Consider the following 15,962-nt stretch of genomic DNA (forward strand, 5'->3'; position numbering starts at 1 on the left):
TTTTCGCTCGCTGACCCCTCGTTACATTGCGAATCGCCGCATGCTTTCCGAGCCCTACCGGAGAACGTCTGCGCGCCATATAACAAGGATCACGAAGATATGAAGACCCGTCTCGCCTGCCTGGCCGCCATGGCCGTGCTCCCCGCTGCCCTGCCCGCCGCTGCCCATGCCCAGGGCAGCATCACCCTCTACGGCGTCGTCGACGCCGGTATCGAATACCTGACCAACTTGCCGACGGCCGGCGGCACCAGCCACGATACCGTGCGCATGTCCGCCGGCAACCTGTCGACGTCCCGCTGGGGCCTGCGCGGCAACGAAGATCTCGGTGGCGGCCTGAAAGCCATCTTCACGCTGGAAAGCGGTTTTGACCTGGACACCGCGAACGTCAACCAGGGGGGCCGGCTGTTCGGCCGACAGGCGTACGTGGGCCTGCAGAACCAGTACGGCACGCTGTCGCTGGGCCGCCATCAGACGGTGCTCTACGACTTCTCGCAGACGTATGACCCGATGGCCATCGCCTCGCGCTATTCGGTGCTGTCGCATGACAAGTGGCTGTCCGGCCGTGCCGACAACTCGCTGAAGCTGACCGGCCAGACTGGCGGCCTGTACTACGGCCTGTTCTACAGCACCGGCTACGACAGCAGCGCCGGTGGCGAAATTCCGGGCGACTACAAGGCGGGCCGCAACTGGTCCACAGCCGTGGGATACTCAGCCGGCCCGCTGTCCGCCCGCGTGGTCTATGACGAAGTGCGCGGCAGCACGGTCGCCACCGACGACAACCGCGAGCGCCGCGCCAGCATCGGCGCCGCCTACGATTTCGCCCGTGGCCGCGTATTTGCCGCCTATCGCTGGTACTACGGCGACTTCGCCACGAGCTCGCTGCGCACCAATCTGTACTGGGTGGGTGCCACGTACCAGGTGACGCCGGCCATCACGCTGACCGGTGCCGCTTATTACACCGACGTGCGCAACAGCAGCGGCGACCCGTACAGCTTCGTGCTGACCGGTACGTACGCATTCTCCAAGCGCACGGACCTCTACACGGTCCTGGCCTTCGCCAAGAACAACGAAGGGTCGTCAATGGGACTGGGGGGTTTTGGCCCGTCGCTGAACCGCAGCGCCACCACGCTGACCGCCACGTCCGAGCAAGTGGGCGCCGGCCAGAACCAGTTCGGCGCGATCATTGGCGTACGCCATCGCTTCTAACCACAACGACACCATCCGGCGAAGACTTTCCCTTCGTCTTGTTCAGCCCGCTTCGGCGGGCTTTTTTTCGTCCGCGCGCCGGGGCGCCCGCCAGCCACGCTTGTCAGAAGACATGAATATCGAACAGACGTTACCGATTAACGGGCGATTTCTATCTCGTTACGTCGTTTGTGAAGCTCTGCGTGGCACTAGTAACCCAGAAGGTTTTTCCTCACATGCACGAGATGATCCAAGGTCGCTTCGCGCGCCTGATCGATGTCCCTGTCCTTCAACGCTCTGACGATGGTGCGATGCTCAACTTGGTAGGCTGCCCGCCGCTCGGGCGTGACACTCTTGCGTTTCATTGCCCCCCATTCACCTGCCGCCCTGACGCGATTCATCGATTCGAATACGTCCAGTACGAAATTGTTGTGCGCGGCAGCCGCAATTTGCCGATGTAGCGCACCGTCCCAATACTCGAACAATTCCAGACTGGTAGCGGCCTCTGCTTCGTCGCAGCACCTTTCCATCTCGACGAAGTCCGCCGCCGTGGCGTTGCGAACGATTAGCTCCACCAGGGACGGCTCGAGAACCAGGCGCGCCTCCATCAGGTCCGCAGGGCTGACGTTGACGGTTGCAGCACGCTCTACACTGATCGTCTTCTCGATTTCGTCGGCGACATAGGTTCCGCTGCCCACGCTTTGGCGCAAGAGACCTTTCGCCTTCAGCTGCGCAAGCACGCGGCGTACGGTGGAGCGCCCGATCTGGAAAGTCTCACTAAGTTTTCGCTCGGTCGGTAGCTTCTGCCCGGCGATCCACCGACCGCTTCTGAGGTTCTCCAGAATCTGGTTCTTGAGAGCCAGTGCGCCCTGGATACCGTCTTCCTCGATAAGTTGCGTCATTACTGTTTCCGCCCTGTCAACGAACGGCATTCTATCGCGAAAGCCTGAATTGGGCCCAATTGGGTTGAAGGTGGGGCGAACGAAACCCCCTTAAAGCCACGGCTTTGTATTGACTCCATCGAAATCCTTGCGGTAAATTGGGTTGTCGTCAGACCCATATCAACCCAAATAGGCCCAATCGATGAAGCTCGCCCGCATCCAAACCTCCACCGGCCCGCGTGTGGTGGCAATCTCCGCCGACGGCAAGAACTATTGCCAGACATTTAAGGCTGGCGTCGCCTACGAAGGCGACATGGAATCGCTGATCAGCGAGTTTGTCGCCGGCGCCAAACTGACCAATCCGCCCGCTGATGCCGATTGGAAAGCGCTCGATGGAACGAAGCTGCTCGCGCCGCTGAGCCCCCGGCGCAATGTCTTTTGTGTCGGCAAGAACTACCACGAGCATGCCAGGGAGTTCCAGCAGTCTGGCTTCGACTCGTCGTCCAAGGACGGGGAACATGCGCCGCCATACCCAGTGATTTTCACCAAGGCGCCAACTTCCATCATCGCAGACGGCGAGGCCGTCGATGCCCATCGGCAAATTACCTCGCAGTTGGACTACGAGGCCGAACTGGCCATCGTCATCGGCAAGGCCGGCAAGGCGATCTCGAAGGCGAACGCCTGGCAGCACATCTTTGGCTACACCATCGTCAATGATGTGACCGCACGAGATCTGCAGCAGCAGCACCGTCAGTGGTTTCTGGGCAAGTCCATCGACACCTTCTGCCCGATGGGGCCGTGGATTGCCACGGCAGATGCTGTCGATGCCGCCAACCTGACCATTCAGTGCCGCGTGAATGGAGAGTTGCGCCAGGACGCCAACACCGCGGACCTGATCTTCGATATCCCGACACTGATCGAAACGCTGTCCGCGGCAATGGAACTGCACCCCGGCGATGTGATCGCGACCGGCACGCCTGCCGGTGTCGGCCTGGGCTTCAAACCGCCCAGGTTCCTGCAACCGGGCGATGTGATGGCAGTGAGTATCGAAGGCATCGGTACGCTGACCAATCGCGTTGTCTGAGCGCGACCCCGGCAACGCAGCACGCGCCGGGTGACAAAAAAACAAAAGCCGGGTGGACCTGCTCAAAGAGAAGATGAAGAAGACGCAGGCCATCTCGCGCTGAGTGCGGTAGGAGACAAGATGAACAACAAATGGCTCAACATCTCAGGTGTGGCGCTGATCCTGGCCGCACCAGCAGTATCCGCTCAGGACTCATGGCCCACGCGGCCGATCACGATGGTGGTGCCCTTCGCGCCCGGTGGTGTGGCGGACGCGGTGGCACGGCCGGTTGCCGAAGCACTTTCGCGCGAACTTCACCAGCCGGTAGTGGTGGACAACAGGGCGGGCGCCGGTGGCGGCATCGGCATGGGTTACGTCGCCAAGTCGTCTCCCGATGGCTACACGGTCCTGATGGCGCTTTCGTCCATTTCCATCATCCCGGAAGCCGACAAGATCATCGGGCGCAAGCCCCTGTTTCAGCTTGATCAGCTCAAGCCCATCGCGCGCTTCACGGCCGATCCCACCGTCCTGGTGGTGCGGGCCGACAGTCCGTGGCAGACCGCAAAGGACTTCATCGCCGATGTGAAATCGCATCCCGGTCGCTATAGCTACGGCTCATCGGGCAACTACGGCACCATGCATGTGCCGATGGCCATGCTGTCCAACCAGGCCGGCCTGAGCATGCTCCACGTGCCATACACGGGCGCCGGCCCGGCGGTGGTGGCCCTGATGGGCGGTCAGGTGGATGCCGTCTCGACAGGACCCTCGTCTGTCCTCCAGTTCATCAAGGGCGGCAAGCTGCGCGCACTGGCCCACTGGGGCGACAATCGGCTCGTCGCGCTTCCCGACGTACCCAGCCTGACGGAGCTGGGCTACAACGTCGAATTCGCGCAATGGTCGGGCCTGTTCGTGCCCGCAGGCACCCCAGACCCGATCATCAAACGCTTGCGCGATGCCGCGCGTATCGCTGCGGCCGACCCCAAGGTCAACTCGGTCATCCAGAACGCCGGGTCGCCGGTCCTCTACATGGATTCGCCCCAGTTCCAGGCGTACTGGGACAAGGATGCCGGCAAGATCGCCACCGCCGTGCGCAAGATCGGAAAGGTGGAATAGGCGATTGGCTGGGCACTGATACAGGCCACACGACAAGAACAAAAGGAGACAACCCATGTGGAAAGCAGGATCAGTGCGCGGCCTGGCCGCGCTTGCGCTCGCCGCGTTTTCGCTCGGGCTGAGCGCGGCGGCCAGGGCCGAAGATGCGTCGGCGTATCCATCGCGCCCGGTAACCATCGTCGTGCCTTTTGGACCGGGCGGATCTGCCGACGTGTACGCCCGCGTGCTGGCCGAAAAGCTGAGCCGCGAAAGCGGCAAGCCTTTCATCGTCGAAAACCGCCCCGGTGCCGGAGCGGTCATCGGAACCCTGTTCGTGGCCAAGGCACCGGCCGACGGCTACACGCTGCTGATGATGTCGAACACGCAGACCGTGAACGAATCGCTACTGCGCCAGAAGCCCTATGCGCTGATGCGCGACTTTGTGGCAGTGGCACCGGTGAACGAAGCGCCCCTGGTATTGGTGGTGCGTGAGGGTCTCGCGCCGAAAACGCTGCCTGATCTGATCAAGTATGCCAAGGCCGCGCCGGGCAAGCTCAACTACGCCTCCTCCGGCACTGGCACGCCCTACCACATGGCCGGTGAGCTCTTCAAGAACATGGCGGGCATCGACATCGTGCACATCCCGTACAAGAGCAGCGGCGGTGCGCGCACCGACGTGCTTGGCGGCCAGGTCGACATGATGCTCGATGCGGTCAGTACCATGACGGACCTGATCGCCACCGGCAAGGTGCGCGCGCTGGCCACCACCGGCAAGACGCGTTCGAGCGTGATGCCCGACGTGCCGACCATGGCCGAACTGGGGTTGCCCGACTACACCGCCACGCTGTGGCTCGGCATCCTCGCGCCCAAGGGCACGCCGCAGCCGATCGTCGATCAGCTCAACCAGCGGATCACAAAGGCCGTGCAAGACCCGACCGTGCGCGCACAGTGGGCCAGGAGCGGCATCGAAGGCATGACGATGTCGCCCGCGGCCTTTACGCAATACCTGAATCAGGACATCGCGAAGTGGCGCAAGATCGTTGAGTCGGCTCGCATCACGGTGGACTGATGACGTGCGGCGTCGTCTCGCTCGACGCGGGCGAGGCCTCCTGATTATTCTTTTGAAATCGATGGAACAACAATGAACCTGACCATCTTCAGCGGCGGCGCAGCCCAGGCCGTGGTGACCGGGCTGCAGCAGAACTTTGAGCATGCCAACGGCTGCACCCTCGCCCCGACCTTCGGCGCCGTCGGCACAATGCGCGACAAGCTGCTGGCCGGCGAGCCCTGCGACCTGTTAGTGCTGTCGGCGGCGCTGATCGAACAGCTTGCCGCACAAGGCCACGTCGTACCTGGCAGCGCACGCGCGCTAGGGCCCGTGGCCACCGGCGTCGCGGTGCGCGAGGGCATGCCCGCCGCGGCGGTTGGCACCAGCGAGGCGCTGAAGGCCACACTCGCGGCGGCGCGCGGCCTCTACGTGCCGGACATGACCAAGTCGAGCGCGGGCATCCACATCGCGGGCATGCTGAAGGCACTGGGGCTGGCCGAAGCGCTGGCCGGGCGCATCCACGAATTTCCGAACGGAGCCACTGCCATGCGCGAGCTCGCGCGCAGCGAGGGCGAAGGCATGCTGGGCTGCACGCAGGTGACCGAAATCCTCTACACGCCGGGCGTGCGTCTGGTGGGCGAACTACCCGCGGCACACGCGTTGAGCACGGTGTACACCGCAGCCGTTTGCAGCCGGGGACGGTCACCCGCGCTGGCGGCGAAGTTTGTCGAGGTGCTGGCCGGTGAGGAGTCGGTCGCGCTGCGCAAGCGTAGTGGTTTTGGTTTTTGAACCTCGGCGCTGTCACTAGCACCACGCGCGCCTTGAAATATCCGATTCACTGTATATATTTACAGTAACTGTATAAATGAACAGTATCGGAGTGGGCGTAATGGAGCATCTGATCCGTGTGCAGAACGAATATGACCGCCTGGTCCTGGGATGGCTGCGGGGACGCATTTCCGATGCGGCACTGCTCTCAGCCGCCCGCCGGGCCGCCAGTGACGGGAAAAAGCCTTATCTTTCAACGATTTGCCGCATGCTGAACATTCGCCCGCCGTCGCGCCGCGCATTTGCGGACGAGGCGCGGCATTTGCATCGCGCCGTTGGCGAGCAATACCTGGAAAAGATCCGCCAGATCCTCAGCCAGCCTGCCGCCGGACGTGAAAAAGCCGGGCACGAGGCCCGGCCGCAGGGTTCACTGTTCTAGGACGATACGGACAACTACGCGGGCAAGTCGGTGACGCGCATCGCCGGCGTGATCTGGAGCGGATCGGTCATGAGCTCCAGCACGGCTGGCTGGCCGGCGTTGCGGGCGCGCTCGAATGCGGCCGCGAAATCTTCCGTCTTTTCCACGCGCTCCGCCCAGGCGCCACATGCGCGAGCCATCGCCACGAAATCCGGATTGGCGATCGTCGTCCCGCTCTGCCGGCCCGGATAGCGCCGCTCCTGGTGCATCCGGATCGTGCCGTACATGCGATTGTTCACCACGATGACCACCAGGTTCGCGCCATGCGCGGCGGCCGTGGCGATTTCCTGCGGATACATCAGGAAGCAGCCGTCGCCGGCCAGGCAGACCACGGTCGTCTCCGGCGACCGGAGCTTGGCGGCGATGGCCGCCGGCAGTCCGTAGCCCATCGCCCCGCACGTTGGCGCCAACTCGGTCCGCGCCCGCTTGTAGGCATAGAAGCGGTGCAGCCAGACCGTGTAGTTGCCGGCGCCGTTGGTCAGGATCGCGTCTTCCGGCAAGACCGCGTTCAGGTGCGCCATGGCGGCGGTCATGTCCACACCGGTCAGCTCTGGATGGGGCTTCGGCGGGGAGACGAAGGCTTCGTGCTCGGCGCGGGCCCCTGCGGTCCAGTCATGCCAGGCCGGGGCCGATGGCGGCTGCAGGGCGGCCAGCATCGCGGCACCGGCCTCGATGCCCGCATGGATCGGCAGGGCTGCCTGATACACGCGACCCAGTTCGGCGCTGTCCGCATGGATGTGGACGAGTTTCTGCTTCGGTTGCGGGGCTTCCAGCAGCGTATAGCCGTCCGTGGCGATATCGCCCAGCCGGGTGCCGAAGGCTACGATCAGGTCCGCCGTCTTCACGCGCTCGGCCAGCCTGGGGCTCACGCCCAGGCTCAGGTGGCCGATGTAGTGCGGATCGCGGTTGTCGATCACGTCCTGGCGGCGAAACGCGCAGGCCACGGGCAGATCCCAAGCTTTCACGAAGGCCGCAAAGTCCTTCACCGCCGACGCGGTCCAGTTGGCGCCGCCGGCAATCACCAGCGGCTGCAGGGCCTCGGCCAGCGCCGCCGCCAGCGCCCTGGCATCCTCGGCGCGCGGCGCGGCGGCCACGGCCCGGTACGGCGCGGCATCGGCGCATTCCACCAGATCGTCCAGCACGTCTTCCGGCAGGGCCAGCACCACCGGGCCCGGGCGCCCTGACGTGGCCACCTGGAACGCGCGCGCTACCATCTCCGGAATGCGCGCCGGATCGTCGATCTCGGCGGCCCATTTGGCCATCGATCCGAACACGGCGGCGTAGTCCACTTCCTGGAACGCCTCCCGGCCCTTGTGCTGGCGCGCGATCTGGCCGACGAACAGGATCATCGGCGTGGAGTCCTGCGCGGCGATATGGACGCCGATGCTGGCGTGCGTCGCGCCTGGCCCCCGCGTGACAAAGCACACGCCGGGGCGGCCGGTCAGCTTGCCGTCGGCCTCGGCCATGTTGGCGGCGGCGCCTTCGTGCTTGCAGACGACGAGGTCGATGGCCGGCTGGTCATGCAAGGCGTCCAGCACGTCCAGGAAACTCTCGCCCGGCACGCAGAAGATCCGCTCGGTGCCATGCAGGCGCAGTTGGTCCACGAGGACTCGGCCGCCAGTGCGGGCCTTGGGGGATGGGGTATGTGCGGTCATGGCAGTGAGTATGGTCGGAGCAAAAGCGGGATGACAGGGATTTTTCCGTTTGACGGCCTTATGCGCGGGGTCTATCGTGCATTTCTGCTATGCATTTTATGCAAGTCAGCCCGCCACGCGCCCGTGTAGATTTGCTGGCGAGGCGCCCCAGAAGACGCCCGTGATTGATATCCACAACGATCGCGCAACCGGAGACCACGCAATGCCCTTCCCTCATCGACTGATGCGGCCGCTGCTGACGATGCTTTGCCTTGGATGCATGGCAGCCCCGCAGGTCCGCGCCCAGTCCGCCCAGACCGCCGATGGCTGGCCGAGCAAGCCCATCACCTACGTGGTCCCGTTTGCTGCCGGCGGCACAACCGACCTGCTGGGCCGGCTGATCGGCCAGAAGCTGGCGACGGCCCTCGGCCAGTCCGTGGTGGTGGAAAACCGCGCCGGCGCTGGCGGCAATATCGGCTCCGACTACGTGGCCAAGGCTGCGCCGGATGGCTACACGCTGCTGGGCGGCACCATCAGCTCCCACGCCATCAACGTGAGCCTCTACCCCAAGATGCCGTACGACCCGGTCAAGAACTTCCAGCCTGTCGCGCTGATCGGCACGCTGCCCAACGTGCTGGTGGTCAACGCCAACAGCCCGTGGAAGTCCGTTCAGGACGTGATCGCCGCCGCGAAGGCCAAACCGGGCTCGATCAACTTTGGCTCGTCGGGCAATGGCACCTCCCAGCATCTGGCCGCGGAATTGTTCGCCAACATGGCCAGCCTGCGCATGACCCACGTGCCGTACAAGGGCAGCAGCCAGGCCGTGCAGGCGCTGCTGGGCAGCCAGGTGGACCTGGTGTTCGAAAACAGCGTGGCCGCCATGCCGATGATCCAGTCCGGCAAGTTCCGCGCGCTGGCCACCACCGGCAGCAAGCGCGCCGCGGAACTGCCCGACGTGCCGACCATGGCCGAGTCCGGCCTGGCCGGCTACGAGATCGTGTCGTGGCAAGCCATCTTCGCGCCGGCCGGCACGCCGATGCCGATCGTGAACAAGCTCTCTGCCGAAATCGGCAAGATCATCCGCCAGCCGGACATGAAGGCCAGGCTGGCGTCGATGGGTGTGGAGCCCTCGGGCGCGGGCCCTGCGGAACTGGGCAGCTTCCAGAAGAGCGAGGTCGCCAAGTGGGCCAATCTCATCAAGGTGGCCAACATTCACCTGGAGTAAGCATGGCTGAACACCGTATTCCGACCGCCGCGCTGCATCGGTGGGTTGCCGATCTCTGGCTGGCCGCGGGCTCCGATGCCCGCGAGGCCACGCTGACCGCCGATCACCTGGTCGGCGCCAACCTGTCCGGCCACGACTCGCACGGCGTGGGGATGATCCCGAAGTACGTCATGTCCTGGCAGGGCGAGCAGTTGCAACTGAACCAGCATGTCAGCGTGGTTCATGAGTCGGGCGGCATCCTGAGCCTGGATGGCAACCGCGGCATGGGCCAGGCCGTGACCGAGGAAGCGATGCGCATGGGTATCGAGCGCGCGCAGGCGCACGGTGTCTGCGTGCTGGGCCTGCGCCGCTCACACCATCTCGGGCGCGTCGGCCACTGGGCGGAACAGGCCACGGCGGCCGGCATGATCTCGATCCACTTCGTCAACGTGCTGTCCAAGCCGATCGTCGCCCCGCACGGTGGCTACGATGCGCGCTTCGGCACCAACCCGTTCACGATCGGCGTGCCCGTGGCCGGTGCGCCGCCGCTGGTGCTGGACTTTGCGACCAGCGCCATCGCACTGGGCAAGGTCCGCGTGGCCAACAACAAGGGCGTGCCGGTGCCGGCCGGCAGCCTGATGGATCCGTCGGGGCATTCCACCGACGACCCGTCCGTCATGTTCCCGCCGTCCGGCTCGCCGCAAGGCGCGCTGCGCACGTTCGGCGAGCACAAGGGCTATGTGCTGGCCGTGATGTGCGAACTGCTGGGCGCGGCCGTCACGGGCGGCCACACGATCCGCCCCGAGACGCTCACCCACGAGCACGCGGTCTGGAACAACATGCTGGCGATCATCTTCGACCCGGCACGGCTGGGCAGCACCACCACCTTCGGCCACGAGGTGGAGGCATTTGTCGAATGGCTGCGCGCGTCGCGCCTGCAGCCCGGCAACGACGCCATCCGCCTGCCCGGCGATCCCGAACGTGCCTGGCGCCGCGCGCGGGCCGAAATCATTCCGGTGGACAGCAGCACGCTGTCCCAACTGGACGATGCCGCCGCCCGCGTGCTGCAGGCGCGCGGACAATCGCCGGGGCCGCTCTCGGCGCTGGCTGCGGACTGAATAAAGGGGAATGCACACCATGACCACCACCGCTCACCTGCCACAAATCTCGCCGCTGCCCAATCGTTTCCGGGCCGATATCCTCGCGCGCAAGCGCCTGATCGGCTGCTGGAGCTCGCTGGGCCAGCCCGTGACAGCGGAAATCCTCGGCCTGGCCGGTTTCGACTGGCTGCTGCTGGATGGCGAACACTCGCCCAATGACATCCTGAGCTTCGTGCCGCAGCTGATGGCGCTGAAGGACAGCACCAGCGCGCCCGTGGTGCGCCCGCCATGGAACGATCCGGTGATCCTCAAGCGCCTGCTGGATATCGGCTTCTACAACTTCCTCGTGCCGTTCGTGGAGTCGGAGGAGGAAGCACGTCGCGCCGTCCGCGCCACGCGCTATCCGCCGGACGGCATTCGCGGCGTCTCCGGGGCGCAGCGCCAGAACCACTACGGCACCCTGCCGGACTTCTTCAAGACCATCAACGACAACATCTGCGTGCTGGTGCAGATTGAAAGCCGCAAAGGCGTGGACGCCGCCGATGCGATCTGCGCCGAGCCCGGCGTCGACGGCATCTTTATCGGTCCGAACGACCTGGCCGCGGCCTACGGGCACCTCGGCAACCCGAACCATCCCGATGTGCAGGCGGCCGTGGCCCGCATCTACGACGCGGCCAACCGTGCCGGCAAGGCCATTGGCACGCTGACGCCGGTCGAAGCCGACGCGCGGCGCTACCTCGACATGGGCGCGCATTTCGTGGCCGTCGGGCTCGACCACGGGCTCTTGCGCGATGCCTCGCGTGCGCTGCGCGAGCGCTTTGCCTCGTGACCCACCGCCGTCGCATCACCCGCATTCCCGGCATCACCCGCATCACAACTGGACACTGACATGAGCAAGATTGGATTTATCGGACTCGGCGTAATGGGCACGCCGATGGCACAGCACCTGCAGGCCGGCGGCCACACGGTCTGCGCGCACACGCGCAGCGGTGTACCGCAGGCGCTCCAGGACGCCGGCATGCAGGCCTGCGCCAACGCCACCGAGGTCGCCCGGCAGGCGGACGTCATCTTCCTGATGCTGCCGGACACCCCCGACGTGGATCGCGTGCTGTTCGGCGAAAACGGCGTTGCCGCAGGGCTGACCGCAGGCAAGATCGTGGTCGACATGAGCTCGATCTCGCCGATCGAGACCCGCGCGTTCGCCGCGCGCATCGAACAGCTCGGCTGCGACTATGTGGATGCGCCCGTATCCGGCGGCGAGGTCGGGGCCAAGGCCGGCACGCTGTCGATCATGGCCGGCGGCAAGCCGGATGTATTCGACCGCGTGCTGCCGCTGCTGCAACTGATGGGCAAGAACATCACGCTGGTCGGCAACGTTGGCGACGGGCAGGTAGCAAAGGTGGCCAACCAGGTCATCGTCGCCCTGACGATCGAGGCCGTCAGCGAAGCGCTGGTGCTGGCCGCCAAGGCCGGTGCCGATCCGGCGCGCGTGCGTCAGGCGCTGATGGGCGGCTTTGCCAGCTCGCGCATCCTGGAGGTGCACGGCGAACGCATGATCAAGCGGACCTTCGATCCGGGCTTCCGCATCGAGCTGCACCAGAAAGACCTGAACCTGGCGCTGTCCACCGCGAAAGCGTTGGGGCTGGGCCTGCCCAACACCGCATCGTGCCAGCAGCTGTTCAACGTCTGCGTGGCGCAGGGCGGCGCGGGCTGGGACCATTCGGGGCTGGTCAAGGCGATCGAGCACCTGTCGTCGTTCGCGATCGGTGACAAGCCGAAGGACGTCGCCGGGGACGCAGTGAAAAAGGCGGGCAAAGCGGGCTGATGACGACCCTGAACTCCGACGACCTGGCGTGCTTTGTCTGCGTGGCCAACACGCAGAGCATTTCGCGCGCGGCGCTGGAGCTTGGTGCCGACCAGTCCACCGTCAGCCGCCAGATTGCGCGGCTGGAGGCGGCGCTCGATACGCGACTGTTCCATCGCAGCGGGCGCGGTGTGGTGCTGACGGAAGCCGGCACCACGCTGCTCGGTTATGCGCGACAGGTGGCCGCCACGCTGACGGAAGCGCGCGCGGCCGTTCGCGCCTCCACCGCGCAGGGCCCCACGCAACTGGTGATCGCCGCGCAGCCGACCATCGCCAATACGGCATTCGCCGCCATCGGCACCGCGCTCAAGCAGCGATTCCCGGCCACCAAGCTGCGTTTTGTCGAAGGCCTGGCGAGCCCGGTCCTGGCGTGGCTGGCGGCGGGCGAGATCGATGTCGCCCTGCTCTACCTGCCCGAGCAACAAGGCGGGCTGAAGGTGGACATCCTGCTGGAAGAGGACCTGACGCTGGTCGCGCCGACCTCGTGGAGTCATCTCGGGCCGACCTTCCCCGCGCGCCGGCTTGCCGAAGTGCCGCTGATCCTGCCGAGCACCGGACACGGCTTGCGCATGCTGGCCGAATCGCTCGCCACGCGCGTCGGCACCACGCTGAACATGGCGCTGGAGTGCGATGCGTCGAATACGGTGGCGATGCGGCTGGTGGAAGACGGATGCGGCGCGACGCTGTTGCCGTTCGCGGCCGTGGCGGACCGCGTCGCGCAAGGTCGCCTGCATTCGGCGCGACTGATCGATCCGGTAGTGACGCGTCAGGTGGCACTGGCCACCGCACGAAACCGCCCGGCGGTGCCGGAGTTGTGGGACATCATGCAGACCGTCAGGCAGTCCGTGCGTAATATCGTGATGTCCGGTGCGTGGCCAGGGGCGCGGCTGGTGTAGCCGGGGGTGTCGCGTCGGAGGCGCTGGCCAGGCGCAGGAGCGTCAGGCCAGCACACATCATGCGGGCATCGTTACTGCTTCATCGTGCCCTGCTGCATTTCCTGCTTAGCCGTCTCATTGGCCGCCTTGTTCGCGTCCTTGCGTTCCTGCTTGGCGGCGCCGACGTCCTGCTTGTATTCCGCCTTGGCGGCTGACTTCTCGGCCTTGTACTGATCCTTGGCGACCTTGCGCGCTTCGCGGCGTTCCACCAGCGGATCCTTCGGCGGTTGAATCTGGGTCATGCCCGGCGGCACCGCATTGGCATCGGCCGGTGCCGTGGTGGTCTGGGCAAAGGCGGTGGCGGACATCAGGCCGGCTGCCAGAGTGCCGATCAGCGAGGTAGTACGGATGATTCGGTTCGAAGACATATGAGACCTCTCATGATGTTGTTGGCGGACGGTGTCTTCCGCCGGCGTCGTGCACGCGCTGCTCGCGCTTGTGCATAGACGCATCGGCCACACGGAGAAGACACCACACATGCCGTGCGCAGCAGCGTTGCCGCTCCTGCACCGCGCACCGAAGTCTAGAAGTCGCGCCGTGCCCTGCGTGCCGCATCCACACATCTCCTTACAAAAACTCATCCGCGCTGACAGACGGCGCCTGACAACGCCACAGTTTTCGAGGAAAAAAGCGCTTGTGGCAGCCTCGCGCGTGCCACACACTGCCGGCAGGATCTCGTGGAGACATCGCCATGCATCTCGAAGGTTCTTGCCAATGCGGCGCCGTGCATTTCAGCCTGGAATCGGATTCGCCTTACCCGTTCATGCACTGCCATTGCAGCATCTGTCGCAAGACCGGTGGCGGCGGCGGCTATGCGATCAACCTCGGCGGCGATGCCGCCACCCTGCGCGTGCGCGGCAAGAAATACGTCGGCTTCTTCCATGCGGTGATGCGCGAGGCGGGCAAGCGCCCGACACGATCAAAGGCGTTCCGGCACTTCTGCACGCAATGCGGCAGCCCGCTCTGGCTATTGGACCCACGCTGGCCGGAACTCGTCCATCCCAATGCCAGCGCCATCGACACGCCGCTGCCAAAGCCGCCGGAGGTGGTCGAAGCCGCGCTGGACTTCGCGGCGCCATGGGTCGATGTGCCGCGCGGACGCGCACACAAACACGCCCGCACATGGCCGCATGAATCGCTACGCGAATGGCATGAGAACCATGGATTGCTCTCTTAGTCGGACATCCTCCGACATCGCCTCGCCACCGCACCGACAGACGCTACACAACAGTCCGTGTAGGGTCGATACGAAGATCATGGGCAGTGACGCCGCGTACGCCCGGCGGCGCGAGGAGTGTGATCATGCTGCGTTCTCCCTTCCCCCCGGCCCTCGCGGCCACGGCAGTGGTGCTGCTTGTCGCGGGTGTGGTGACCGGTTGCGGCGAGTCCGCCACGCTGCCGGATTCCGCAGGTTTCGGCCCCACCCCGCAGCTGCCGGCACCCAACAAAACCATGATCCCGACGGTGCATATCGCCCCGGCGAAGGGCTGGGCCAATGGCAAGACACCGGTCGCCGCCGATGGCATGTCGGTGGCCGCGTTCGCGGACAAGCTCGATCATCCACGCTGGATCTATGTGCTGCCCAATGGTGACGTGCTGGTGGCGGAATCCAACGCGCCGCCCAAGCCGGACGATGGCAAGGGCATACGTGGCTGGGTGATGAAGCAAGTCATGAAGCGTGCCGGCGCGGGGGTGCCCAGCGCCAACCGCATCACCCTGCTGCGCGATACCGATGGCGACGGCGTGGCGGACACACGCTCGGTGTTCCTCAAGGACCTGAATTCGCCATTCGGCATGGTACTGGTGGGCAACGATTTCTATGTCGCCAATACCGATGCCGTGGTGCGCTTTCCCTACTCCCCGGGCCAGACGAGCATTACGGACGCGGGACAGAAGATCGTGGACCTGCCCGCCGGCAAGCTCAATCATCACTGGACCAAGAACATCATCGCCAGCCCGGATGGCAGCAAGCTCTACGTCACGGTGGGTTCCAACAGCAACGTCGGCGAGAACGGCCTCGACAAGGAAGCGGGCCGCGCGGCCATCTGGGAGGTGGACCGCCAGACCGGCCAGCATCGCGTCTATGCCAGCGGCCTGCGCAATCCCAATGGCATGGCCTGGGAGCCGGCCACGAAGATGTTGTGGACCTCCGTGAACGAGCGCGACGAGATTGGCAGCGACTTGGTGCCGGACTACATCACGTCAGTGCGTGACGGCGGCTTCTATGGCTGGCCGTTCAGCTATTACGGCCAGCATGTGGATGAGCGCGTGAAGCCGCCCGCGCCGGACATGGTGGCCAAGGCGATCGTGCCCGACTACGCGGTGGGTGCGCACACGGCGTCGATTGGCATGACTGGTGCCACCGGCAACAGTCTGCCGGCGCGCTTCCATGACGGGATGTTCGTGAGCCAGCATGGCTCCTGGAACCGCAAGCCGCGCGCGGGCTACAAGGTGATTTTCGTCCCGTTCGATCAGGGCAGGCCCAAGGGGGCGCCGTTCGACGTACTGACGGATTTCCTCGATGCGGACGGGAATGCACAGGGCCGCCCGGTGGGCGTGGCCGTGGACAAGCGCGGTGGCCTGCTGGTGGCCGACGATGTCGGCGACATGGTCTGGCGCGTAACAGGATCGAAATAGGCCAGGAATCCAGGCCAACCGGCCAAACAAAAACCGGCAGCGCGAGCCCCTCGCGCTGCCGGAAACCGTCCAC

General features: G+C 65.2%; 16 protein-coding genes. 13 read left to right on the forward strand and 3 right to left on the reverse strand.

What is annotated here, in order from left to right; translation table 11 throughout:
* Positions 1-99: 99 nt before the first annotated feature.
* Positions 100-1,206 (forward strand): porin, encoded by a 1,107-nt coding sequence (locus tag AC1DOX_RS01775; RefSeq protein ID WP_441617534.1) that lies wholly within the window; start codon positions 100-102, stop codon positions 1,204-1,206.
* A 188-nt stretch (positions 1,207-1,394) separates the two neighbouring features.
* Here AC1DOX_RS01775 and AC1DOX_RS01780 read toward each other — a convergent pair whose 3' ends face one another.
* Positions 1,395-2,087: a FadR/GntR family transcriptional regulator gene (locus AC1DOX_RS01780; RefSeq protein WP_441617536.1), complete on the reverse strand. Its 693-nt coding sequence runs from the start codon at positions 2,085-2,087 to the stop codon at positions 1,395-1,397.
* A gap of 181 nt (positions 2,088-2,268) precedes the next feature.
* Here AC1DOX_RS01780 and AC1DOX_RS01785 point away from each other — a divergent pair, with 181 nt between their 5' ends.
* The 5 genes from AC1DOX_RS01785 to AC1DOX_RS01805 all read left to right on the forward strand — a co-directional run bounded on the left by AC1DOX_RS01785 (position 2,269) and on the right by AC1DOX_RS01805 (position 6,476).
* On the forward strand, positions 2,269-3,150 hold the full coding sequence (locus AC1DOX_RS01785) for a fumarylacetoacetate hydrolase family protein (RefSeq protein WP_441617538.1): 882 nt from the start codon (positions 2,269-2,271) through the stop codon (positions 3,148-3,150).
* 120 nt (positions 3,151-3,270) lie between these two features.
* Positions 3,271-4,242 carry a tripartite tricarboxylate transporter substrate binding protein gene (locus tag AC1DOX_RS01790; RefSeq protein WP_441617540.1) on the forward strand — a complete coding sequence of 324 codons (972 nt, stop codon included), beginning with the start codon at positions 3,271-3,273 and terminating at the stop codon, positions 4,240-4,242.
* Positions 4,243-4,297: 55 nt separating this feature from the next.
* A complete protein-coding gene (locus tag AC1DOX_RS01795; protein ID WP_441617542.1) occupies positions 4,298-5,290 on the forward strand; it encodes a tripartite tricarboxylate transporter substrate binding protein in 993 nt (330 codons plus the stop codon).
* A gap of 72 nt (positions 5,291-5,362) precedes the next feature.
* Positions 5,363-6,058: a substrate-binding domain-containing protein gene (locus tag AC1DOX_RS01800; protein WP_441617544.1), complete on the forward strand. Its 696-nt coding sequence runs from the start codon at positions 5,363-5,365 to the stop codon at positions 6,056-6,058.
* A gap of 100 nt (positions 6,059-6,158) precedes the next feature.
* Complete coding sequence (locus AC1DOX_RS01805) at positions 6,159-6,476, forward strand: CppA family protein (RefSeq protein ID WP_441617546.1); 318 nt, start codon at positions 6,159-6,161, stop codon at positions 6,474-6,476.
* 14 nt (positions 6,477-6,490) lie between these two features.
* Here AC1DOX_RS01805 and AC1DOX_RS01810 read toward each other — a convergent pair whose 3' ends face one another.
* Positions 6,491-8,170 (reverse strand): thiamine pyrophosphate-binding protein, encoded by a 1,680-nt coding sequence (locus AC1DOX_RS01810; protein WP_441617548.1) that lies wholly within the window; start codon positions 8,168-8,170, stop codon positions 6,491-6,493.
* A 202-nt stretch (positions 8,171-8,372) separates the two neighbouring features.
* Between AC1DOX_RS01810 and AC1DOX_RS01815 the strand changes: the two genes are divergently transcribed.
* From AC1DOX_RS01815 to AC1DOX_RS01835, 5 genes are read left to right on the forward strand one after another with little or no spacing between them, the layout of a single operon-like run.
* Positions 8,373-9,374 carry a Bug family tripartite tricarboxylate transporter substrate binding protein gene (locus tag AC1DOX_RS01815; RefSeq protein WP_092137895.1) on the forward strand — a complete coding sequence of 334 codons (1,002 nt, stop codon included), beginning with the start codon at positions 8,373-8,375 and terminating at the stop codon, positions 9,372-9,374.
* 2 nt (positions 9,375-9,376) lie between these two features.
* Positions 9,377-10,471 carry a malate/lactate/ureidoglycolate dehydrogenase gene (locus tag AC1DOX_RS01820; RefSeq protein WP_441617550.1) on the forward strand — a complete coding sequence of 365 codons (1,095 nt, stop codon included), beginning with the start codon at positions 9,377-9,379 and terminating at the stop codon, positions 10,469-10,471.
* 19 nt (positions 10,472-10,490) lie between these two features.
* On the forward strand, positions 10,491-11,282 hold the full coding sequence (gene garL / locus AC1DOX_RS01825) for a 2-dehydro-3-deoxyglucarate aldolase (protein ID WP_441617552.1): 792 nt from the start codon (positions 10,491-10,493) through the stop codon (positions 11,280-11,282).
* Between the two features lie 60 nt (positions 11,283-11,342).
* On the forward strand, positions 11,343-12,278 hold the full coding sequence (locus tag AC1DOX_RS01830; RefSeq protein ID WP_441617554.1) for a 2-hydroxy-3-oxopropionate reductase: 936 nt from the start codon (positions 11,343-11,345) through the stop codon (positions 12,276-12,278).
* Positions 12,278-13,213 carry a LysR family transcriptional regulator gene (locus AC1DOX_RS01835; RefSeq protein ID WP_092137898.1) on the forward strand — a complete coding sequence of 312 codons (936 nt, stop codon included), beginning with the start codon at positions 12,278-12,280 and terminating at the stop codon, positions 13,211-13,213. The genes AC1DOX_RS01830 and AC1DOX_RS01835 overlap by 1 nt, the downstream gene beginning before the upstream one ends.
* A 71-nt stretch (positions 13,214-13,284) precedes the next feature.
* Here AC1DOX_RS01835 and AC1DOX_RS01840 read toward each other — a convergent pair whose 3' ends face one another.
* Positions 13,285-13,620, reverse strand: a complete 336-nt coding sequence (locus tag AC1DOX_RS01840; RefSeq protein ID WP_441617556.1) for a hypothetical protein — start codon at positions 13,618-13,620, stop codon at positions 13,285-13,287.
* A gap of 323 nt (positions 13,621-13,943) precedes the next feature.
* Between AC1DOX_RS01840 and AC1DOX_RS01845 the strand changes: the two genes are divergently transcribed.
* Positions 13,944-14,429 carry a GFA family protein gene (locus AC1DOX_RS01845; RefSeq protein ID WP_441617558.1) on the forward strand — a complete coding sequence of 162 codons (486 nt, stop codon included), beginning with the start codon at positions 13,944-13,946 and terminating at the stop codon, positions 14,427-14,429.
* 125 nt (positions 14,430-14,554) lie between these two features.
* Positions 14,555-15,889, forward strand: a complete 1,335-nt coding sequence (locus AC1DOX_RS01850; protein ID WP_441617560.1) for a PQQ-dependent sugar dehydrogenase — start codon at positions 14,555-14,557, stop codon at positions 15,887-15,889.
* Positions 15,890-15,962 lie beyond the last annotated feature (73 nt).

The organism is Cupriavidus sp. 01L415, assembly GCF_056400065.1.

What these genes read in the sequence shown, in the direction of transcription:
- AC1DOX_RS01805 (WP_441617546.1), top strand. Translation starts at nt 6,159, where the DNA reads ATGGAGCATCTGATCCGTGTGCAGAACGAATATGACCGCCTGGTCCTG.
- AC1DOX_RS01845 (WP_441617558.1), top strand. Translation starts at nt 13,944, where the DNA reads ATGCATCTCGAAGGTTCTTGCCAATGCGGCGCCGTGCATTTCAGCCTG.
- AC1DOX_RS01820 (WP_441617550.1), top strand. Translation starts at nt 9,377, where the DNA reads ATGGCTGAACACCGTATTCCGACCGCCGCGCTGCATCGGTGGGTTGCC.
- AC1DOX_RS01780 (WP_441617536.1), bottom strand. Translation starts at nt 2,087, where the DNA reads ATGACGCAACTTATCGAGGAAGACGGTATCCAGGGCGCACTGGCTCTC.
- AC1DOX_RS01850 (WP_441617560.1), top strand. Translation starts at nt 14,555, where the DNA reads ATGCTGCGTTCTCCCTTCCCCCCGGCCCTCGCGGCCACGGCAGTGGTG.
- AC1DOX_RS01800 (WP_441617544.1), top strand. Translation starts at nt 5,363, where the DNA reads ATGAACCTGACCATCTTCAGCGGCGGCGCAGCCCAGGCCGTGGTGACC.
- AC1DOX_RS01790 (WP_441617540.1), top strand. Translation starts at nt 3,271, where the DNA reads ATGAACAACAAATGGCTCAACATCTCAGGTGTGGCGCTGATCCTGGCC.
- AC1DOX_RS01830 (WP_441617554.1), top strand. Translation starts at nt 11,343, where the DNA reads ATGAGCAAGATTGGATTTATCGGACTCGGCGTAATGGGCACGCCGATG.
- AC1DOX_RS01815 (WP_092137895.1), top strand. Translation starts at nt 8,373, where the DNA reads ATGCCCTTCCCTCATCGACTGATGCGGCCGCTGCTGACGATGCTTTGC.
- AC1DOX_RS01785 (WP_441617538.1), top strand. Translation starts at nt 2,269, where the DNA reads ATGAAGCTCGCCCGCATCCAAACCTCCACCGGCCCGCGTGTGGTGGCA.
- AC1DOX_RS01795 (WP_441617542.1), top strand. Translation starts at nt 4,298, where the DNA reads ATGTGGAAAGCAGGATCAGTGCGCGGCCTGGCCGCGCTTGCGCTCGCC.
- AC1DOX_RS01810 (WP_441617548.1), bottom strand. Translation starts at nt 8,170, where the DNA reads ATGACCGCACATACCCCATCCCCCAAGGCCCGCACTGGCGGCCGAGTC.
- AC1DOX_RS01835 (WP_092137898.1), top strand. Translation starts at nt 12,278, where the DNA reads ATGACGACCCTGAACTCCGACGACCTGGCGTGCTTTGTCTGCGTGGCC.
- garL (WP_441617552.1), top strand. Translation starts at nt 10,491, where the DNA reads ATGACCACCACCGCTCACCTGCCACAAATCTCGCCGCTGCCCAATCGT.
- AC1DOX_RS01840 (WP_441617556.1), bottom strand. Translation starts at nt 13,620, where the DNA reads ATGTCTTCGAACCGAATCATCCGTACTACCTCGCTGATCGGCACTCTG.
- AC1DOX_RS01775 (WP_441617534.1), top strand. Translation starts at nt 100, where the DNA reads ATGAAGACCCGTCTCGCCTGCCTGGCCGCCATGGCCGTGCTCCCCGCT.